This is a genomic window from Pseudomonas sp. SA195, from assembly GCF_054131565.1.
The window spans coordinates 683,228-702,851 of record NZ_CP096392.1; the positions used below are offsets into that span (position 1 = coordinate 683,228).

At 59.7% G+C, this 19,624-nt stretch carries 14 protein-coding genes and 1 pseudogene; 6 read left to right on the plus strand and 9 right to left on the minus strand.

What is annotated here, in order from left to right; genetic code table 11:
- Positions 1 to 40 precede the first annotated feature (40 nt).
- Positions 41 to 2,563, plus strand: coding sequence for an ATP-dependent helicase HrpB (gene hrpB, locus M1D78_RS03095; RefSeq protein WP_437422034.1), 2,523 nt, complete (start codon positions 41 to 43; stop codon positions 2,561 to 2,563).
- 37 nt (positions 2,564 to 2,600) lie between these two features.
- On the opposite strand, the gene M1D78_RS03100 is transcribed toward hrpB (M1D78_RS03095), so the two are convergent.
- The 4 genes from M1D78_RS03100 to M1D78_RS03115 all read right to left on the minus strand — a co-directional run bounded on the left by M1D78_RS03100 (position 2,601) and on the right by M1D78_RS03115 (position 9,075).
- Positions 2,601 to 3,806: a tyrosine-type recombinase/integrase gene (locus M1D78_RS03100; RefSeq protein WP_437422033.1), complete on the minus strand. Its 1,206-nt coding sequence runs from the start codon at positions 3,804 to 3,806 to the stop codon at positions 2,601 to 2,603.
- A gap of 232 nt (positions 3,807 to 4,038) precedes the next feature.
- Positions 4,039 to 4,665, minus strand: a complete 627-nt coding sequence (locus M1D78_RS03105; RefSeq protein WP_437422032.1) for a hypothetical protein — start codon at positions 4,663 to 4,665, stop codon at positions 4,039 to 4,041.
- Positions 4,662 to 6,770 carry an integrase gene (locus M1D78_RS03110; protein ID WP_437422031.1) on the minus strand — a complete coding sequence of 703 codons (2,109 nt, stop codon included), beginning with the start codon at positions 6,768 to 6,770 and terminating at the stop codon, positions 4,662 to 4,664. The genes M1D78_RS03105 and M1D78_RS03110 overlap by 4 nt, the downstream gene beginning before the upstream one ends.
- Entirely contained in the window at positions 6,754 to 9,075 is a 2,322-nt protein-coding gene (locus tag M1D78_RS03115; protein WP_437422030.1) for a hypothetical protein, read from the minus strand. Before M1D78_RS03115 ends, M1D78_RS03110 begins: the two co-directional genes overlap by 17 nt.
- Before the next feature lie 69 nt (positions 9,076 to 9,144).
- Between M1D78_RS03115 and hrpB (M1D78_RS03120) the strand changes: the two are divergent.
- Positions 9,145 to 11,301, plus strand: a pseudogene (gene hrpB, locus M1D78_RS03120) (ATP-dependent helicase HrpB); the annotation flags it as partial.
- 4 nt (positions 11,302 to 11,305) lie between these two features.
- Here the strand turns inward: hrpB (M1D78_RS03120) and M1D78_RS03125 are convergent.
- Positions 11,306 to 12,031: a substrate-binding periplasmic protein gene (locus M1D78_RS03125; protein ID WP_437422500.1), complete on the minus strand. Its 726-nt coding sequence runs from the start codon at positions 12,029 to 12,031 to the stop codon at positions 11,306 to 11,308.
- A gap of 91 nt (positions 12,032 to 12,122) precedes the next feature.
- The gene (locus M1D78_RS03130) at positions 12,123 to 13,091 is read right to left on the minus strand and encodes an endonuclease/exonuclease/phosphatase family protein (protein ID WP_437422029.1); all 969 of its coding nucleotides are present in this window, start codon (positions 13,089 to 13,091) and stop codon (positions 12,123 to 12,125) included.
- Positions 13,092 to 13,176: 85 nt separating this feature from the next.
- Between M1D78_RS03130 and M1D78_RS03135 the strand changes: the two genes are divergently transcribed.
- The gene (locus tag M1D78_RS03135) at positions 13,177 to 14,019 is read left to right on the plus strand and encodes an SDR family oxidoreductase (RefSeq protein ID WP_437422028.1); all 843 of its coding nucleotides are present in this window, start codon (positions 13,177 to 13,179) and stop codon (positions 14,017 to 14,019) included.
- Here the strand turns inward: M1D78_RS03135 and M1D78_RS03140 are convergent.
- Complete coding sequence (locus M1D78_RS03140; RefSeq protein ID WP_437422027.1) at positions 14,016 to 14,450, minus strand: VOC family protein; 435 nt, start codon at positions 14,448 to 14,450, stop codon at positions 14,016 to 14,018. The two genes, M1D78_RS03135 and M1D78_RS03140, sit on opposite strands and share 4 nt — an antisense overlap.
- A gap of 65 nt (positions 14,451 to 14,515) precedes the next feature.
- The gene (locus tag M1D78_RS03145) at positions 14,516 to 15,193 is read right to left on the minus strand and encodes a YciC family protein (RefSeq protein WP_437422026.1); all 678 of its coding nucleotides are present in this window, start codon (positions 15,191 to 15,193) and stop codon (positions 14,516 to 14,518) included.
- Between the two features lie 113 nt (positions 15,194 to 15,306).
- Here M1D78_RS03145 and M1D78_RS03150 point away from each other — a divergent pair, with 113 nt between their 5' ends.
- The 3 genes from M1D78_RS03150 to adhP all read left to right on the plus strand — a co-directional run bounded on the left by M1D78_RS03150 (position 15,307) and on the right by adhP (position 18,360).
- Positions 15,307 to 15,783: an NYN domain-containing protein gene (locus M1D78_RS03150; protein WP_437422025.1), complete on the plus strand. Its 477-nt coding sequence runs from the start codon at positions 15,307 to 15,309 to the stop codon at positions 15,781 to 15,783.
- Positions 15,784 to 15,900: 117 nt separating this feature from the next.
- A complete protein-coding gene (locus M1D78_RS03155) occupies positions 15,901 to 17,220 on the plus strand; it encodes a DEAD/DEAH box helicase (protein WP_437422024.1) in 1,320 nt (439 codons plus the stop codon).
- A gap of 111 nt (positions 17,221 to 17,331) precedes the next feature.
- On the plus strand, positions 17,332 to 18,360 hold the full coding sequence (gene adhP, locus M1D78_RS03160) for an alcohol dehydrogenase AdhP (RefSeq protein WP_437422023.1): 1,029 nt from the start codon (positions 17,332 to 17,334) through the stop codon (positions 18,358 to 18,360).
- Between the two features lie 7 nt (positions 18,361 to 18,367).
- On the opposite strand, the gene M1D78_RS03165 is transcribed toward adhP, so the two are convergent.
- Positions 18,368 to 19,621 (minus strand): TIGR03862 family flavoprotein, encoded by a 1,254-nt coding sequence (locus tag M1D78_RS03165; RefSeq protein ID WP_437422022.1) that lies wholly within the window; start codon positions 19,619 to 19,621, stop codon positions 18,368 to 18,370.
- Positions 19,622 to 19,624: the final 3 nt, after the last annotated feature.

Consider the following 19,624-nt stretch of genomic DNA (forward strand, 5'->3'; position numbering starts at 1 on the left):
TGTCTCAGCGATATACTGTGCAGCTTGACATGGAGCCAACATGATCCAGCTGCCCATCGATGCCGCCATCCCCTCTCTGCGCCAGGCCCTGACTGGCCACGACTCTGTCGTATTACAGGCGCTGCCTGGTGCCGGTAAGACGACACGCGTTCCCTTGGCGCTGCTCAACGAAGCCTGGTTGAACGGGCAAAGCATTCTGATGCTCCAGCCCCGTCGAGTGGCTGCTCGCGCAGCTGCCGAGCGCATGGCCATTGAGCTGGGCGAGAAGGTGGGTGAGACCGTTGGTTACCGTATTCGCCTGGAAAGTAGGGTCGGCCCGCGCACGCGGATTGAGGTGGTCACCGAAGGCATCCTATCGCGCAGGCTCCAGGATGACCCTTCGCTGGAAGGTGTCGGTCTCGTCATATTCGATGAATTTCATCTTCGGAGTTTGGACTCTGACTTGGCTCTCGCGCTATGCCTGAATGGCCGTGAGTTATTCCGTGCTGAACAGCCACTGAAGCTTCTTGTGATGTCGGCCACTCTGGAAGGTGCTCGCCTTTCGAGCCTCCTGGGGGAGGCCCCGATTGTGATTGGTGAGGGGCGGATGTTCCCCGTGAGCACGTTATGGGGTCAGCCCTATCAGGCTGGCGAATACATTGAGCCCAAGGTAGTCCGGGCATGCCTCGATGCTGTCCGGGATCAGCAAGGAAGCATCCTGGTCTTCCTGCCCGGCCAGGCCGAAATCCGACGCGTGCATCAGGAGCTCAGCGATAAGCTTGTTGGGCGTGGTGATTTTCTGTTGTGTGCCCTGCATGGCGAACTGGATCTTGGTGCGCAGCGCGCGGCTATCGAGCCTGCTCCACTGGGCAAGCGCAAGATCGTGCTGGCGACCAACATCGCCGAAACGAGCCTGACCATTGAGGGCGTGCGCGTGGTGATCGACTCCGGTCTGGAGCGGGTGCCACGGTTTGACCCGGCAAGCGGAATGACCCGCCTCGCGACACAACGCATATCCCAGGCCAGTGCTGTTCAGCGCGCGGGTCGAGCTGGGCGCCTGGAGCCGGGTGTGTGCTATCGCCTTTTTTCTCAATCTCAGCACGAGCAGTCTGCGGCTTTCAGTGCGCCGGAGATTGATCAGGCCGACCTGGCTAGCTTGGCGCTGCAACTTGCGCGCTGGGGCGTTACGCCGGATCAGCTCAGGTGGCTCGACGTGCCTCCAGCCGCCGCCTTCGCTCAAGCGCGAGACCTTCTGGATCGCCTGGGGGCTTTGGAAGCCGACGGCCGCCTGACTGTCCATGGCCAAGCGATGGCTGAGGTGCCGGCACATCCCCGAATTTCTCACTTGCTATTGCGTGGTCACGCACTGGGCTTGGGCTCACTCGCCTGTGATCTGGCGGCGCTGCTGGGCGAGCGTGATGTGCTACCTGGTGGAGGGGCTGATCTGCACAGCAGGCTTGCGATGCTAGAGGGCAGTCAGCGCAGGCCGCGACACGCCCACGGTGCTGCTCAGCGAATCAAGCAGCTTTCTCGTCAGTACCGCAGCTACCAACGTGGGAGCGTCACAGAGGCCGTGGCTGATCCAGAGCATTCTCGTTGGCTCGGTTGCCTATTGGCGTTGGCCTATCCAGACCGCGTGGCTCAGCAGCGCCGTGCAGGCGGCGGCGAGTATCGGCTCGCCAATGGTCGCGCTGCGATGTTCACCGAACCTGACGCGCTCATGAAGCACTCCTGGTTGGTAGTTGCTGAGCTGGGTAGCCGACAAGGACAGCGTGAAGAGCGCATTTACCTCGCGGCTGACCTTGATCCTGCATTGTTCGAAAGCGTGCTTGCGCAGCACGTGGTGCTCGTCGACGAGCTCGATTGGGATGAGCGTGCTGGGGCCCTGGTTGCCGAGCGTCAGCGCAAGGTGGGAGAGTTGGTGTTGAGCTGCCAGCCACTGAAGGCGCTCGATGCGGATGCGCGTAGCCGGGCGCTTCTGGGGGTTGTTTGGAAGAAGGGGTTGGAGCTTTTGCCTTGGACGCCAGAGCTGCGCCAGTGGCAAGCGCGTGTGACGCTCCTGCGTGAGTTGGATCTTGCGCAGCAGGGACAAAGTAAGTGGCCGTGTGTTCGTGATGCCACGTTGCTCGCGACTTTGGACGAGTGGCTGCTTCCGTACCTGAGTAACGTCAGCCGGCTGAGTCACTTCAGCCTGTTAGACCTCAGTTCCATTCTGCGCGGTGCGCTTCCCTGGCCGCTTCCGCAGGAGCTGGATGAGTTGGCTCCAACCCACATAAAGGTGCCGTCAGGATCCTCTATTAAGCTGGACTACAGCGAGTCTCCGCCAGTGCTGGCTGTGCGGCTCCAGGAGATGTTCGGGCTGGGGGATACACCTCGCATTGCGGGCGGCAAGCTGCCGATCAAGCTGCACCTCCTTTCGCCGGCTCGGCGACCCGTCCAGGTGACCCAGGATCTGGCTAACTTCTGGCGCAGCACCTACATAGAGGTGAAGAAAGATCTGAAGGGCCGATACCCGAAACACTGGTGGCCGGATGATCCGATTGAAGCAGAGCCTACAGCTCGGACGAAACCGAGAGGAGGCTGAACGATAGGGGTTTTAGGGCACCTTGTGTGAGCAAGCCTTACTGTCTAAGCAATACCGATTCACGCTGTTTGGCAATGTCGAAGTCCTTTTGTGCCATCTGCCTAAGAGCTATGAGCTCCTTTTTGTAAGCGTCTACCGGCATCCCTTCTTCCAACATGGCTAGGAGCTCATTTTCCTCGGCAAAGTACTTGTCCATTGCCATAACCAGATGCACTGAATTCACTGTCTCGGTGTAGTCTGACAGCTCGCGGAAGGCAAGGTGGATGTAGCGGTCGACCGAGTCTGGATTGAGGTGGCCTGTCCAGCTGATAACCTCCGCTTTAAATGTCGTGCTATCAAGCAAAGCCCTGCAAAATTCATCGTCATTCGTGAGCTTGTGGCGTTGAATGAATCGTACGAAAAGGTTAGTGATAAACGCGTGGCGGAATGTATGAGGCGTAACCTGTGCTTTGATGCCTGCTAACTTGCGAAGCTCTCTAATCTCGTTAGAGAGTACGGGCCCAGTAAGCGGCATACCGGTGGTGGAGGAAACGAAGAAGAAACCATGATCCCTTTTGCCCTTGTACACATGCCTCATGATCCGTCGGCGTTCAACCTCCATGTACTGGCGAAGCTTTCTTAATGTCGTGACGAAAATAGGAACGAAGCGTACTGCTCCTTCTTCGCGCTTCAAAGTCTCGAACTCGAGGAGAGGATGCTCCATTGCAAGAGCCGCAAGGACAGCGTCAACCTTTAGACTAGCGATTTCATCGCGTCTAGCCCCCGTGTCGATCAGGAGATCAATGAGGCAACCCCGCCTCACCTTAACGGAAGTGGGCGCGTCGAGCCTTCGTAAGGCACACTTCAAAAGCTCAATTTGCTCAGAGGTCACTGGGCTGCGCCGGCGCTCTCGGTGTTTAGAACCAAAGGAGTGATGGGTTAGATAGCTGCGAGCGATTTTCCGCCCATTGCTGGTAATAGCTCTAAGAGTCTCCTCCCTAGCTCTAATGGTGCCATCCGGGGAAACGAATCTATCTTCCCCATAGATCCTTCCAACGAACGAAAGGAAATCGAGCCACACGCGTCCTGTGGCTATTACAGTTGTGTCAGATTTCCTACGCTGTGCAGGGTTGTAGCTCGCTGATTCACAGCGTATCTCTTCGATGTATGCCGTAAATTGCGCATCGCTCAAAGCTATAGGGTCAGTCCCATCTCGATAGCAACGGCGCAATATTTGGCTGACTTTGGCAGCATATTCGCCCATTGACCCACCTTTATGCCCTCTACGCGACAATCCTCGCCGCCCACGGCCTTTGCGGTTTAGAAGGGATTGCATATAGAGATTGCCGATCAGGCATGGTGACCCATTTGGCCAAACCATAAATGGCATATTGGTGGCGTCATGAGTGCTGATTTTGTCTACTGAGAAGTGACTAAAGATTTGAAATTCGCTTAGAAGCGAGTATAGCTTCCCTCCGGGCTCTGATAGCATCTAGCTAGATCCTTCTGTAGTCGCCAAGATTAATAACATCAAGCGAAGGCGGCGTTACCTCACCTGACGGTCGGCTCAGACTGAAGGGAGGAGGGGTTAAGCTTAAAATAGCCCGAAGCGTTTGAAGTGCATCTTGAGTCCGTTTATCACGTACTTTTTTGTCGGTAGCATCTCCGATGCTCGTAAACTGAAACATGGCCTCAGATACTGCGCGCAATAGCAGTACATTAGTCTGGCGATGCATTTCCAGTTCATGCTGGACTTGCTCTAGCTTTGCCGAAAGACCCGACTTGGTTCTTTTGGTGGCTTTTATCTGAGTCTGGTCGCATAAATTAAGAGCTTCAATGGCCTTAAGCCTCAAGGAGTTAATTGATTTAAAACCTCCAGCTAAATTATGGTTGGCGTGTGTCTTCAGGGTGTTTAGGCTCATCGGGGATGTACTTCTGGAGCCCAGGCCGTCCACGGAAAAAGTTTTTTTCAAGTGTGATATGCCAGCCTGGGTTTTTAATGCCATCCGCAGTTCACTATCCAACTTATACAGCTGTGGCTTCTGTATGATGCTAATCAAGAGCGACTGCAATGTTTCGACCCCTTCGATGGCTAAGTTGGTTCGGGTAGTAACTTTGCTCATACAAGCTCCGATTTGCGCACTAAGCGCACAACTATCTTAAATCTGTGTTCTTGATGATCGACAAAAAAATCGGGCTCAATTTCGATCCAGCCTTCTTGCACTAGCTCTGCAACTTGATCTTCCAATACATCTGTATCTATAAGCTCAAAATCTTTAGTTCCATATTTTTCATAAAGTAGCTTAGTAAGGTCGCCATAGTTTTCATTCTTGCCTTGGTGTAGCTGCTCCGCGATGTATTGGGATTTCGCGCCAACAAGCACGGCGCCATCGGTTGATTCCGTAATGTATCGATAAACGTGTTTAGGATCGGTATGGCCTAACATCCATTGCAACGTGTCAAGCTTGGAAAAGCTGCCGCAGTAGAAAAATAGCATGGCAAAAAAACGGCGGAGTTGATGCTGTCTGAAATAATAGCGTTCGCCGTTCATATTTATTGGAGTTTGAATATAGTCACAAAAAAAATCTAGGTTACGATTGTATGAATATATGCTGCATTGGGTGAGAGTGGCTGAGCCGCGCATGCAGGGAGTTGAAAAAAGGGTTTGCGTTTGTTTTATGAAGCCAACCCTCTTTAAGATTTTCTGCATTCTTATTAGATTTTTGACCATGTCTGCGGCGATTGGCTCGATTGGGCGAGCTTCTTTACGGCGAAATCCAAATAGGTGACGAGTACTTTTTGCGTTGTCGAAAACTAGCCATTGCGCAGCCTCGTCCAGGCAGCTATCTGCTTTTAGTTTGTACAGCTCACTTGAGCGCCTTGCCATGAGAACCCCTACAGTGAACTGGATTGCCCCTACATAAACAACCATCGAGTCGTATAGGTAGCAGCTCTCACGTAGACTAGCGAAATAGGTTTGCTTGTTACCTTTTCGCCCTGTCATCTGCAGCGAAGTGCTCTTTTCTTTTAACGATCGGAATAGCCGTTTAACTCCCAATTCGCGAAGCCGACATCCCAATAGATTAGCGAATTCATCTTGCGGCAGTTGGCATGGGCTAATTCCGAGCTTCCGGCACTTTAAAGCTATTCGGCAGAAGTCCCGTATTAGCGCTTCGCCATAATCGAGATGAAATTCTATCGCGCATCGAAGTGATTCAAAAACCGCTGCTGATGGTAAGGATTTGAATCTCCCTGTTTTGGCTAAGGCTGGGGCTGGGGTGAATTCTAATAACTGGGTAAGCGCGTCAACTGAGGGGCAGGGAACGTTTAGCTCATGCAGAACGCCCAAGTTATAGAGTGATGAGCTGTACCGGGAGAAGGAGGTGTCGCGCATTAGCTCCTTCGTGCCGCTTGTAACAGGCGCTCCTGGGTACTCCCTAGAAAATAAGCTGCTGCCACTGTTGTAGCATAGGATGGGGTGAGTTGGCTTATTTTGAGATCGTCCCCATATCGTCTCCGGATAGAGTAAATTGGACATCGCGATAGTGTTGGGCTGGTTTCCATTTCGCATCTGCTTATGATATAGGCCCTTGAGGTAAAGTGCGGCCCGTATCGAAGGGATAAGCGCATGATCAATGCCTAGCTCATCATCACGTCGTTGTTCGTGAGTTATCTCGGCAACCTGTGGGTTCGCTTTGAGAAATGTTTGGACGCGTTCATCGCCATCTGCAGATACAAGGCTAAGACAGTAAGCTTTCAGGCGCCCTGTCCAATTGTATACCGAGTCATGGATTGTGGTTTTGCTGGCGATAGCATCTAGTATTTCCGCTAAATTACCACCCGTAAGACCCGCTAAACCGTATGTGGCTAATTGATATCTTTCGCCGTTGATCAAAAGGTAGTCGATAAGGTGGCACGCTCGCTGAAAGCAAGCAGCTTGGCTGCCCTGAATATCATTGGTCTCGCCTAGATACCCGTGAAGGTCTCTGGTACAAGAAGTGAGAAAGTATTTAAGCCCCTCCAGTAGCTCACTGTTTTCTAAATCGGTCAGCCTAGTACCATTATCAAGAAAAACACTCCATTTCAATTGTTTCGTCTGTTTGTAACCAAAGCTTATAAGCCATACGGGTTCGTCGAAACCGCTAAGTAGCCAAGAGGCCGAGCGGTATGCCTCGCGCGGGCTATGCAAAAACGGCGATAGAAATTCTAATTCATTCGGTAACTTCATAGATCAGATTCTCCATGCTCGCTGCGTCAATGCTTTGCCGGGCTATGTTAAGGTACTGATGGAGCTCGTTGTTGTAGCCGCTTTCAATTTCGTTGATAACTAACTCTGTGAACTTCGACCAATATATTGATTTCGCATTGATTCTTGATTTTTCTTTCGCCAAAGAAACTGCTTCTTTTAGAGAAACTAAAGCGATAAGAACACCTTGTTCAATCGGGACTATTAGCCTATCGGCCGTTTGAGTATACCGATGCACGGTGTTCCGCCCTTTGCCGGGCTGGATGAGCTGGTCTGGGTTCTGAAGGTGCTCCGGAATGGAGCGCAACGCGTGATTTTCCATAAATAAATGGAATTCCGCCATGCTCTCGAATTTTGTCGCGTCAAGCAGGCGAGGGCTACCTTTCATAGCCTCACATATGAGTCCTCGCTGAAAGACACGGATCCACCTGGTCTGAATAAAATCAAGGATTGGCTCGGGTAAGTAACTGCGAAGAAGTCCTGCATTGTATGCGGTATGGCCCAAGGCTTTAGCCATCTCCTCGGCACTGTGTGTGTCTAGATATACCTCGACGGCACTAGATGCGCGAAATGCTGTAACAGAAAGGCGACACAGAAAGTCTTCTGTGCTTTCGCTATCTTTACCGCTGAGAGCAGAAAATTCGTTCACTGTTTCTTGTAAGTATCGGATGGTTGTTCTGTTTATTTTCATGGGCTCAGCTTGCTTGGGAAGGCCGATGTAACCCGTGCAGTGCAGAAAAAGTTTTCTCCAGTTGTCATCTCCAGCCTTGCGCAACTCTTCCCGTAGAGCTTGGGTCAGCGAGATGACCCTGCGAACATAAGCTGCCAGCCTCGGGCTAAGTATCACGGTAATCTCGCTAAGCCTTCCCCCCTTACGATCCTTATATGCAGTTAGCTGGTAGCCTGCGTCTGTGCTTTTAAATCCAGTTTCATTTCCTCGCTTATCATACAGTTCGAGGTATTTAAGCGATGATTCGTTAAAGCAGGGGTGCTCGTGGACTAAGAGTAGTTGAAGTGCTAGGAAGTGCTCTGTGGTAGGTAGGGCTAGGAGGTTAGAAACACTGGCTCTAGATGCCGTTCCGATTACTCGTTCAGGGTTCTTTCTGATATAGGATAGCCCGCTCTCGGCAAAGGTCGCGCATACGTTGTGCTCTCCAATCTCGCTGAGGCTGTTTTTACAAGAGTTACCTGAGGTGATCGGTCGGCCTTCGCGGGCAAGACGATTTCTTTTAAGCTCCAATATTCTGATTGTATGAAGCTTTTCCTTTGCCCATGACAAGACTAGACGGATATCACTTTTGATGTTTTTGAAGAGTATCTCAATTGCTTCTGTCTCCGTTAGGCTTAGCGGTACTGTAGTGACAAGTTTCACTTTTTCCAACGAGCCGTCCGATTTTTTCCTTATATGCGTGTGCGTGCCGGGTGGCGCTTTCGAAACTGGGCGGGGAATGCTTCCGGAAAAAGGAGTGACCCATAATCCTGACTGAATGAAAGCTTCATCCATCGTGTATGCGAATTTAGAATAGCTTCTTGTTTTGATATTGATATCTGAGCCTGAGTCATGAGTCTTTTTGAAGCTGTAAAGCATAAATTCAATGAATAGTTGCTTGAGTTTTACTGGATTACGAAACGTGCTGCAGGGCCAGAGTTTGGCGTTCTGACTTAAATAGGTCAGAAAAAGGTAAAATTCGCTGTGATTGGGTGCGAGCTTTGTTTTCGAATATTGCTGGTAAGCTTGGTAAGTCTCTTCGGCAAAGGTGGCTCCGTGAGAGTTCCATATCAACGGGATTGGCGCATAGCTGGTTTTGCCAAGTCGCCCATTAACAATCCATCCACTCCAGTAAAGAATTGCGCCTGGGGACAGTGTTGATCTTTCATCTTCCCATATCTGCATATTCTCAATGCTTAGTCTTTCTTCGCTGCTGAAGGTGGGAGTGTTAGGAGCTACTTTCCTCAGTTCATCGAGGATCAATAAAAACCCTGCAATGTATGCGTATCTGGCCGATCCAGACGCTGCCACGAAGGAACGGTCAGATAAAGCGCCTAGAAACCCTTTTGCAATGCGCAGGAAGCGTGGTGACGATGGCGATTTGTACGTAATTTTGTGGCCTGCTATGTCGCAGTAGGCCTCGAAGAGTTTTAGGACAGTTGGAGTGCATAGGGCATTGCGTCCAGGTACACCGGCCAACCCCCTAGAAATCTGGTCGACCAAGGCGTGTGGCAGCACCTTGTAGGGATAGATGCCTAGGCTTCTGGGGTATTTGATAATTGTCAGATTATTGTCCATTGTTCCTAAGCTGCCTATGGCGCGGTTTTACTGAGTATAGGCGGGGTTTGACAAAAGCAAGCGGAAGGCAAAATTCATGAGCGCAGCCTGGATGCCGACCTGGCCCTGGCGCTGACGCTCAATGCCCGCACCCTGCTGCGTGACGAGCCGCTCAAGTTGCTGTTGATGTCCGCCACGCTGGAGGGGGACCGGCTCTCGGCGCTGCTTGGCGATGCGCCCGTGGTTCGCAGCGAGGGGCGCATGCATCCGGTGGCCGAACGCTGGGGCCGGCCGTTCCAGGCGGGCGAACGCATCGAGCCGCGGGTGGTGCAGACCGTGCTACAGGCGCTCGATGAACAACCGGGCAGTGTGCTGGTCTTCCTGCCGGGGCAGGCCGAGATCCGGCGCGTCAACGACGAGCTGTCGGAGCCCCTGGCTGCGCGGGGCGTAATGCTTTGTCCGCTGCACGGGGAGTTGGCGCTCGATGCACAGCGCGCCGCGATCGAGCCGCCGCCGGCCGGCCAACGCAAGGTCGTGCTGGCGACTAACATCGCCGAGACCAGCCTGACCATCGAGGGCGTTCGCGTGGTGGTCGACGCCGGGCTGGCGCGTGTGCCGCGCTTCGACCCGGGCAGCGGTATGACGCGTCTGGACACGCGGCGCATCTCACGTGCTTCGGCGACTCAGCGCGCCGGGCGGGCGGGGCGCCTGGAGCCTGGGGTCTGCTATCGGCTGTGGTCGGAGGATCAGCATGCGCAATTGGCTGCATACAGCGAGGCGGAGATTCTCCAGGCCGATCTGGCCGGCGTCGCGCTGCAGCTGGCGCGCTGGGGAGCCGAGCCGGATGAACTGGCCTGGCTGGACGCACCGCCCACGGCCGCCTATGCCCAGGCGCAGGACCTGCTTCAACGCCTTGGCGCGCTGAGCCGGACAACCCATGGCGGCTGGCAACTGACGCCCCACGGCCAGGCGATGGCCGAGTTGCCGGCCCATCCGCGCATTGCGCATCTGCTGTTGCGTGGGCAGGCACTTGGGCTTGCGGCCTTGGCGGCGGATCTCGCCGCGCTGCTGGTCGAACGCGACATACAGCCGGGCGGCCAGCGCAGCGCCGGCGCCGATATTGCGACTCGGCTGGGCCTGCTCGATGGTCGCGCAGGCCGGCATGCCGGGGCCGGGCGTGTGCGGCAACTGTCACGGCAGTTTCGCCACCTGTTGCGCGCGCCGTCACCCGCCGCGCCGGTGGATGCCGAGGACCACCGCTGGCATGGCGCCTTGCTCGCATTCGCCTACCCGGACCGCATCGCCCGCCAGCGTCGCGAGGGCGGTGGCGAGTACCGGCTGGCCAATGGGCGTGCGGCAGTGTTTGCCGAGCCGGATGCGCTGATGAAGTCGCCATGGCTGGTGATTGCCGAACTTGGCAGCCGCCAGGGCCAGCGTGAGGAGCGGATCTACCGGGCGGCGGCGCTCGACCCGGCGCTGTTCGATAACGTGCTGGCCGAGCAGGTCAGCATGCGCGACGAGCTGGAGTGGGACGAGCGTGAAGGTGTGCTAAGGGCCGAGCGGCAGCGATGCGTCGGCGAGCTGGTGCTCAGCCGCGAGCCGTTGCCCGGGCTGGGTGACGAGGCACGCGGCCGCGCCCTGCTTGGGCTGGTCCGCCGCAAAGGGCTGGAGCTGCTGCCCTGGACGCCGGAGCTGCGTCAGTGGCAGGCGCGTATCGGCCTGTTGCGGCAGCTCGATCTGAACGCAAGCGGCAGCAGCGAATGGCCGGACGTCAGCGACAGGGCGCTGCTCGATCGGCTCGAAGATTGGTTGTTGCCTTACCTCGGGAAGGTGTCCCGCCTGGCGCATTTCGCCGCACTGGACTTGCGCGGCATGCTCGCCACACTGCTGACTTGGCCGCTGCCCCAGCGTCTCGACGAGCTCGCGCCGGTGGCCATCGAGGTGCCTTCTGGCTCACGCATCCGCCTCGATTACGACGAATCACCGCCGGTGCTGGCGGTGAGGTTGCAAGAACTCTTCGGCCTGGCTGATACACCGCGCATCGCTGGCGGACGGCAAGTGGTCAAGCTGCACCTGTTGTCACCGGCGCGCCGGCCTGTGCAGGTGACCCAGGATCTGGCGAGCTTTTGGGCTAACACCTATGCCGACGTGAAAAAGGATCTAAAAGGCCGCTACCCCAAGCATTACTGGCCGGACGACCCACTGGTCGCCGAGCCCACCGCACGGGCCAAGCCGCGCGGCACCTGAGCCGTCACTCGCCTGGCAGGCTCGTGTCCACGCCCGCCGCGACGAGTTCGGCATAGGCGCGGTCGAGCGCTTGGAGCACGGCCTCGGTATCTGGCGCACGGCGTGAGGCAATGAAGCGGATCGGTACGCGGTGCAACGTTTGGTAGGGCAGCGGTGCCATGCCCAGTTGCTGCTGTGCCTGCTTGACCGGAACCTGATAGTCGAGGAGGAAGTCGGCACGCCGGTGCACCAACATCTGCAGTGCCGAGGTATGCGTGCTGGTGCGATGCAAGCGGATATCCAGGTTCGGGTCGTTCAGCATCTGGTTGACGCCCGGCCAGTAGTTGTACCCATTGATGACGATGACGCCGCGCCCGGCCAGGCTCTGTGGCAACACGGGTGGCGGGGTGTCGGCGCGGTGGTAGAGGTTGAGGCTGATGGCGGTCAGCGTTTCCTTGCCTTCGAGCGTGTCGGCAGCCAGCTCGGGTTTGCCCGGTGCGCCCGGCCATAGGTCAATGCTGCCGTCTCGCAGGCCGGCATACAGGCGTGCGCTCGGCAGCGCGCGAAAGGTCGCTGTGTAGCCGGCCCTCTCGATCACCGCACGGGTCAGGTCAACCAGCGGGCCCTGGGCCTGGCCAGCGGTATCGCTGTAGATGGCGGGCGGAAAATCGTAGTAGCCCACGGTCAGCGAGCGTTTCGGCTCGGGCGCGGCCATCACGAGGCCTGGGCCAACCAGCAGCAGGCTGGCCATGACCAGCAGAATCCGGAACGAGGCGTTCAAGGGAAATCACGGCTCCTTGTGGCGTGCTCTGGGCAAGGATGGTCGGCGTCCGTCACGCTGTCTAGCTGCCGACGGGCAGAAGCAGGCGTGCAATCAACGGTGCAGAGGGGGAGGCCGCCGTCCTGAGCGGCGGCTGCATGGCATCGAGGCGTTTGATATTGCCGCTGTGAATGATTCGGGTACGCGGTGGCGCACCCCCGGGTGACGGTATCGGCGAACGGTCTTCGGGCATGGGCGCGTATGGGGCAGGGATCTCCGCCAATCGCATGTCGGCCAGCGCCTGCGGCCGCTCCCAATGGCTGAAGTCACCACCCAGCAGCAGCGTTCGGCCCTCGGCCAGCCATCCGTCAGCCCAGCGCTGCACCTGTTCGCCCTGGCGTTGGGCTTGCTCGGCGGAATGCTCATCGAGCAGCAGCGTGCCCAGGGTGATCTCACCGCCGCGGCGGATCGGCAGCCGTACCCATAGCAGTGCCTGCTTGTCTTCGAAGGCCGAACGCCAGCCGCTCGGTTCAGCGAGTGGCAGTTGCAGGCGCTCGCCGTCCGCCAGGCGATAGCGGCTGAGAATCCCCAGCCGGGCCCCGGCACTGTCGAACAGCGTGGGGAGCGGCAACCAGCGGGCTTGGCGATAGAACGCACTGCTGCTGCACGGGTAGCGATCGCTCAGGCCGGCTTGCAGTGCGGCGAGCTGATCCATCCGGTCGGTTCGTGTATCCCCAACGTCTACGGCTTGCAGCAGCACGATGTCGGGTTCCTGCTCACGAATCGCCTCGATCACGGCCTGCAGGTTGCGTTCGAGATGCTCAGGCTCGACCTGCTCGTTGCTGGGCGTCTGCCCGGCGAGGTGACCGACGTTCCAGCTCATGATCTTCAGCGCCTGGCCGGCGAGCAGTGCCGGCGCGCGGCCGATGCAGGCGGTGGGCGCGGCTTCGCGCGCAGCGGGACGCCAGGCCAACAGCCAGGGCGCTGCGAGCACTAGCAACAGGAGCAGGCTGCTGGCGAGGCTAAGGGCGATCACACGGCGGCGCGTCATGGAGGCTGACTATGCTGTAGCGAGAGAGGCTTCAGCCTAGCAGGCATGGACGAAGCGGGTGCGAACCGACGATGGGGAGTGGTGCATGCGGCGCAAGGTATTCACCAGCAAGGTATTCGACCGCAAGGTCGTGCTGATCACCGGCGGCTGCGCTGGCATCGGCCGCGCATTGGTCGAACGGATGGCCCAGGCCGGCGCGCGGCTGGCCGTCTTCGACCTCGACCAGAACGCGCTCGACGGCCTGGCTCAGCATGTGCTCGACCACCACAACGCCGAGATGCTGGGGGTGCGCTGCGATGTGTCGAACCGCGATGCCGTGATGCATGCAGTGGCGCTGGTGATCGAGCGCTTCGGTGGCATCGATGTGCTGGTGAACAACGCAGGCATCACTCATCGCAGCCGAGTCGTCGACACCCAGCCCGGGGTGTTCGAACGGGTGATGGCGGTCAATTTCTACGGCGCGCTGCACTGTACGCAGGCGGCGCTGTCCAGCCTGCAGGCGCGCTGCGGGCAGATCATCGTGCTCAGCTCCCTGTCGCAGTATGCGCCGGTGCCAGAGCGCGCGGCCTACAACGCCAGCAAGCATGCGCTGCACGGGTTGTTCGACACGCTGCGCTGCGAGCTGGACGACCGCGATGTGCATGTCATGCTGGTGTGCCCGGGTTACACCGCCACCGATCTGCGCAAGAACGTGCTCGTCGGGGACGGCTCCACCTCGCCGCAGCCCGCGCTGACGGCCGGGCGTGTGGCGTCGGCGAAGGATGTCGCTGAGGCCATCTACCTGGGCGCCTCGAAGCGACGGCGTTTGCTGGTACTGTCCAACATCGGCTGGCAGGCACGGCTGGTGGCGCGGCTGTTTCCGGGACTGTTCGAACGGCTCTTGCTGCCCCGGCTGGCTGGCGCCAGGGCTTCGCAGGGCGCGAGCTAGGCGGGTTGGTCGCCGCCGTGGGGCGATTGTGCCAAGGCCATGTCCCAGTACGCGGCTTCGATCTTGTGGCCGTCCAGGTCGCGCACGAAGCAGCCGTAGTAAGGCTCGCCGTATTCGGCGCGGGGTCCGGGTGCGCCGTCATCCACCGCGCCGGCTGCGAGTGCCGCGCGGTAGAAGGCGTCGACCGAAGCCTTGTCTGCGGCAAAAAAACCGATATGCGTACCGTTGCCAGCGCTTGCGGGCTGGCCGTCGATAGGCGTCTGCAGCCAGAACTCCGGGTATTCGCGGCCCCAGGCTACAGCGCCGGGGTGCGCCATGATGCGTGTGCACCCCAAGGCGGCGAGGGTCTCGTCGTAGAAGCGGCAGGCCTGGTCGAAGTGGTTGGTGCCGAGAGAGATGTGCGACAGGATGCTGGGGTTTTCAGTGGCCATGATGATCGTCCTCCGTGCGGTGGCGGCAAGCCTAGACCACCGCGCGGCGATGCACCTGCGCGCGATCAGGCATCGTCGGTGACGGCCATGGGCGCGCTACACAGCATGTAGCAGCGGAACAGCACCACGGTGGCCAGCAGCTGTAACACGCCCAATGCGCTGTCGACCAGCACCGCCAGGGCGCCGGGCGGGGTGTCGCCGTGCCAGAGGCTGGCCGCCAGCCCGGCCTCGAGCAGCCACACCGGCACCAGCACGATCAGGGTGCAGCCAAGCACCAGCAGGAAGCGGCCACGGGTCAGTGCGAAACTGCCCTTCAGCGCCGCCAGGGGCGTCAGCCCACGCAGCACCAGCAGGTATTCGGCGAATGCCAGGCGCACCAGAATCCAGATGCCCGGCAGCACGAACAGCGAGGCGCCGAGCATGATCAACAGCGTCGTCAGGCCCGCCAGCACGGCCAGCGCCGGCCACAAAGGCAATGCCCTGACCCATACGTCGCGAATCGCCGGGTCGAAGCCTCGGCTGCGGGCGTCGAGATAGAGGATCAACGCACCGACGTAGAACGGGTAGAAGACCAGCCCGACCAGCAGTTCTTGTGCTGGCATCGCGCCCTGGCCGAGCAGATGGTCGACGGCCAGCCGCGTTCCGCTCTCCAGCGCGATCCAGGGCAGACAGAGGCGAAGGATCGCCGGCAGGTTGCGGCTGTAGAAAAAGCAGGCGTCACGGAAGATCGACAGGACGTTCATGGGCGGTCGGATGGCGGCGAAAACAGGCGCGCACTGTAGCCCAACCGACAATCGTCGGCGACAGGTAGGCCGTCGCCCTCCATACTGGGCAGCCCCTCATCCCGGACCGGCTCGTGAAGAAGATCGCCTTGTTTGCCGATGTGCAGAATCTCTACTACACGGTGCGCCAGGTGCATGGCTGCCACTTCAACTATGCCGCACTCTGGGCCGAGCTGAGCGCGCGCGGGGACATCGTCATCGCCCAGGCCTACGCCATCGACCGCGGCGACGCCCGGCAGCAGCAGTTCCAGCAAATCCTGCGTAACCTCGGTTTCACGGTAAAGCTCAAACCTTATATCCAGCGCAGCGACGGATCGGCCAAGGGCGACTGGGACGTTGGCATCACCATCGATGTGCTGGACGCCATCGGCCACGCCGACGAGATTGTTCTGGCATCTGGTGACGGCGATTTCGACCGGCTGCTCGAGCGGGTGCGTGCCGGTGGTGCCGAAGCGACCGCCTATGGCGCGCCCGGCCTGACCGCCCAATCGCTGATCCGGGCGGCGACGCGCTATGTGCCGATCGAGGGGCGGCTGTTGCTCAAGTCCTGACGCGTCGCATCGGCCGTCGGTGCCCCGCAGCGGGTGCGCCGAGGATGGGGCGCTCCAGCGTCGCGCCGCGTTTACGCGTAAACTGCGCGCCTCGTTTTCATCCTCTGGTTGCTGCTCATGACCTTCGCCTCCCTGGGCCTGATCGACCCCTTGTTGCGCACGCTCGAGGCGCTCGACTACCGCAAACCGACCCCCGTCCAGGCCAAGGCCATTCCCGCCGTGCTCAAAGGGCGCGACCTGCTGGCCGCAGCGCAGACCGGCACGGGTAAGACCGCCGGCTTTGCCTTGCCGCTGTTGCAGCGCCTATTGCAGGAAGGGCCGGCGGTAGCCAGCAATTCGACACGCGCGCTGGTGCTGGTGCCGACGCGCGAGCTCGCCGAGCAGGTGCATGAGAGCTTCAGGACCTACGGCCAGCATCTACCGTTACGCACCTACGCGGTGTATGGCGGCGTCAGCCTCAACCCGCAGATGATGGCACTGCGCAAGGGTGTCGATGTGCTCGTCGCCACGCCTGGCCGCTTGCTCGATCTTTACCGGCAGAACGCCGTCAAGTTCGGTCAACTTCAAGCGTTGGTGCTGGACGAAGCCGACCGCATGCTCGATCTCGGCTTCGCCGAGGAGCTTGATGAGGTGTTCGCCGCGCTGCCATCCAGACGCCAGACGCTGCTTTTCTCCGCTACGTTCTCCGATGCGATCCGGCAGATGGCGCGCGAGCTGTTGCGTGATCCGCTGTCGATCGAGGTCAGTCCGCGCAACACCGCTGCGAAGACGGTCAAACAGTGGCTGGTACCTGTGGACAAGAAGCGCAAATCCGAGCTGTTCCTGCACCTGCTGGCAGCGCGGCGCTGGAACCAGGTGCTGGTCTTCGTCAAGACGCGCAAGGGCGTCGACCAGCTGGTGGAGGAGTTGCTGGCACAGGGCATTTCCAGCGATGCGATTCACGGCGACAAGCCGCAGGCGTCGCGTTTACGTGCGCTGGAACGCTTCAAGGCCGGCGAGGTACAGATCCTCGTGGCGACCGACGTGGCGGCGCGCGGTCTGGACATCCATGATCTGCCGCACGTCGTCAACTTCGACCTGCCAACCGTTGCCGAGGATTATGTGCACCGCATCGGTCGCACCGGGCGAGCCGGGGCGACCGGTGAAGCGGTCTCGCTGGTGGCCGCCGACGAGGTGGACCAGCTGGCCGCCATTGAGACGCTGATCGGCCAGGTGCTGCCGCGCCATGACGAGCCGGACTTCATCCCCGACCACCGTGTGCCCGTCACTCAGCCCGGTGGGCAAATCGTCAAGAAGCCGAAGAAGCCCAAGCAGAAGCAGGTGCCCGGCAAGGGGCGCATCCACTTGGGCAACTGGTTCGACGACAACGAGAAGCCCAACGCCAAGCCGATCCGCCAGGTGCCCAGCCTCGGCGGCAACAAACCCAAGAAGCGCTGAGCGGTGCGCGGCCGATCAACGGTCGTTCAACGCGCGGTAACACTGATCTGGGTCTAGGTGCGCCCGGTTCTGCCTGCAGCAGACTGGGCTTCCCACGGACTTCTTGGAGTGATGCCCATGACCCAGACCATGAAAGCGGCAGTCGTCCACGCCTTCGGCGAGCCACTGCGCCTCGAGGAAGTAAAGGTGCCGATGCCCGGCCCCGGTCAGATCCTGGTGAAGATCGCCGCCTCAGGCGTCTGCCATACCGACCTGCACGCCGCCGAGGGCGATTGGCCGGTCAAGCCCGCGCTGCCCTTCATCCCCGGCCATGAAGGCGTCGGCCATGTCGCCGCGGTCGGCGCTGGCGTAACGCGGGTGAAGGAGGGCGATCGCGTCGGCGTGCCCTGGTTGTATACCGCCTGCGGCTGCTGCGAGCACTGCCTGACCGGCTGGGAAACGCTTTGCGAAAGCCAGCAGAACACCGGTTATTCGGTAAACGGTGGTTACGCCGAGTATGTGCTGGCCGATCCGAACTACGTTGGCCTCCTTCCCGACAATGTCGGCTTCGAGGAAATCGCGCCCATTCTCTGTGCCGGCGTCACGGTCTACAAAGGACTGAAGGAGACTCGTGCACGGCCCGGCCAGTGGGTCGTGATTTCCGGAATCGGCGGGCTGGGCCATGTGGCGGTGCAGTACGCCAAGGCGATGGGACTGCACGTGGTGGCCGTCGATGTGGACGATGCCAAGCTCGAGCTGGTCAAGCGCCTCGGCGCCAACCTGACCATCAATGCGCGCACCGAGGATCCGGTCGCGGTGGTTCAGCGCGACATTGGCGGCGCTCACGGGGTGCTGGTCACGGCGGTATCGAACAGCGCATTCGGCCAGGCGATTGGCATGGCACGGCGCCATGGGACTGTCGCGTTGGTTGGCCTGCCGCCAGGAGACTTCCCGACGCCAATCTTCGACGTGGTGCTCAAGGCCATCAGCATCACCGGCTCGATCGTCGGAACGCGTGCGGACCTGCAGGAAGCGCTGGACTTCGCCGCTGAAGGCCAGGTTCGCGCCACCATTCACAAGGGCAGCCTAGACAACATCAACCAGATATTTGACGACATGCGCAACGGCCGCATTGAAGGCCGCATCGTCATGACGATGTAGTGCCGAGTCAGCGGCCGAGCCAGCGCAGCATGCCCTGCGCCGCCGCTCGGCCGCTGGCGAAGCAGCCAGTCAGCAGGTACCCGCCAGTAGGCGCTTCCCAGTCAAGCATTTCGCCGGCACAGAACACGCCGGGGAGTTGGCGCAGCATCAGGTTGTCATCCAGCGATTCGAAGGGCACGCCGCCCGCACTGCTGATGGCCTCATCCAGCGGGCGCGGGTGCAGCAGGATGATGGGCAGCGCTTTGATGGCCTGCGCCAGGCACGGCGGATCGTCGAAGGCCGAGGGCGCTGTCAATTCCCGCAAAAGGGCGGCCTTTACGCCATCCAGGCCGAGCTGACGCTTGAGGTGCTTGGCCATGCTCTGCGAGCCGCGTGGCTTGGTCAGGGCGCGAACGATCTTCTCCAACGAATGATCCGGTAGTAGGTCGAGCGTGACCTGCGCATGGCCGTCGCGCTCGATCCGCTCACGAATCCCCGCAGACAGCGCATACACCAGGCTGCCCTCAATGCCAGTAGCCGTAATGACGAACTCGCCCTTGCGCGGTTCGCCGCCCGCCAGCGAAAGGCTGACCGTCTTCAGCGGCGCGCCGGCGAAGCGCTCCCGCAGATGCGCGCTCCATCCGGTGACATCGAAGCCGCAATTGGCCGGGCGCAAGGCGCGCACCGGGATGCCGCGCGCCTCCAGCAACGGCACCCAGGCGCCATCCGATCCCAGGCGAGCCCAGCTGCCGCCACCGAGAGCGAGCAGCACGGCGTCGGCGGCGACTGTACGCTCGCCTTCCGGTCCACGCACGCGAAGGGTGCCGTCGTCGCCCCACCTCAGCCAGCGGTGCCGCGTATGGATGTGCACGCCGGCCTCGCGCAGGCGCCGCAGCCAGGCACGCAGCAGCGGCGCGGCCTTCATGTCGGTGGGAAACACCCGGCCCGAGGTGCCGACGAAGGTGTCGATGCCCAGCGCGTGGATCCACTCACGCAATTGCGTTGCATCAAAGGCCTCCAGCAGCGGGCGGAGCGCGGCAGCGCGTTCCCGGTAGCGCGAGACAAAACGTTCGAAGGGCTCAGAGTGGGTGATGTTCATGCCTCCGACACCGGCCAGCAGAAACTTGCGGCCCACCGAGGGCATGGCGTCGTAGACATCGACCGCAACGCCAGCCTGGCTGAGTACATCGGCGGCCATCAGGCCGGCAGGGCCGCCACCGATGATGGCGATGCGGGAAGGGGCAGCAGTCATGAACAGGGTCGTCAGTGGCGGGGCGGGCATTGT

Bases quoted from the DNA above. Each gene is read 5' to 3' on its own strand.
- M1D78_RS03135 (WP_437422028.1), top strand. From the start codon at position 13,177: ATGCGGCGCAAGGTATTCACCAGCAAGGTATTCGACCGCAAGGTCGTG.
- M1D78_RS03165 (WP_437422022.1), bottom strand. From the start codon at position 19,621: ATGCCCGCCCCGCCACTGACGACCCTGTTCATGACTGCTGCCCCTTCC.
- hrpB (WP_437422034.1), top strand. From the start codon at position 41: ATGATCCAGCTGCCCATCGATGCCGCCATCCCCTCTCTGCGCCAGGCC.
- adhP (WP_437422023.1), top strand. From the start codon at position 17,332: ATGCCCATGACCCAGACCATGAAAGCGGCAGTCGTCCACGCCTTCGGC.
- M1D78_RS03145 (WP_437422026.1), bottom strand. From the start codon at position 15,193: ATGAACGTCCTGTCGATCTTCCGTGACGCCTGCTTTTTCTACAGCCGC.
- M1D78_RS03155 (WP_437422024.1), top strand. From the start codon at position 15,901: ATGACCTTCGCCTCCCTGGGCCTGATCGACCCCTTGTTGCGCACGCTC.
- M1D78_RS03130 (WP_437422029.1), bottom strand. From the start codon at position 13,091: ATGACGCGCCGCCGTGTGATCGCCCTTAGCCTCGCCAGCAGCCTGCTC.
- M1D78_RS03125 (WP_437422500.1), bottom strand. From the start codon at position 12,031: ATGGCCAGCCTGCTGCTGGTTGGCCCAGGCCTCGTGATGGCCGCGCCC.
- M1D78_RS03100 (WP_437422033.1), bottom strand. From the start codon at position 3,806: ATGGGCGAATATGCTGCCAAAGTCAGCCAAATATTGCGCCGTTGCTAT.
- M1D78_RS03105 (WP_437422032.1), bottom strand. From the start codon at position 4,665: ATGAGCAAAGTTACTACCCGAACCAACTTAGCCATCGAAGGGGTCGAA.
- M1D78_RS03110 (WP_437422031.1), bottom strand. From the start codon at position 6,770: ATGAAGTTACCGAATGAATTAGAATTTCTATCGCCGTTTTTGCATAGC.
- M1D78_RS03115 (WP_437422030.1), bottom strand. From the start codon at position 9,075: ATGGACAATAATCTGACAATTATCAAATACCCCAGAAGCCTAGGCATC.
- M1D78_RS03140 (WP_437422027.1), bottom strand. From the start codon at position 14,450: ATGGCCACTGAAAACCCCAGCATCCTGTCGCACATCTCTCTCGGCACC.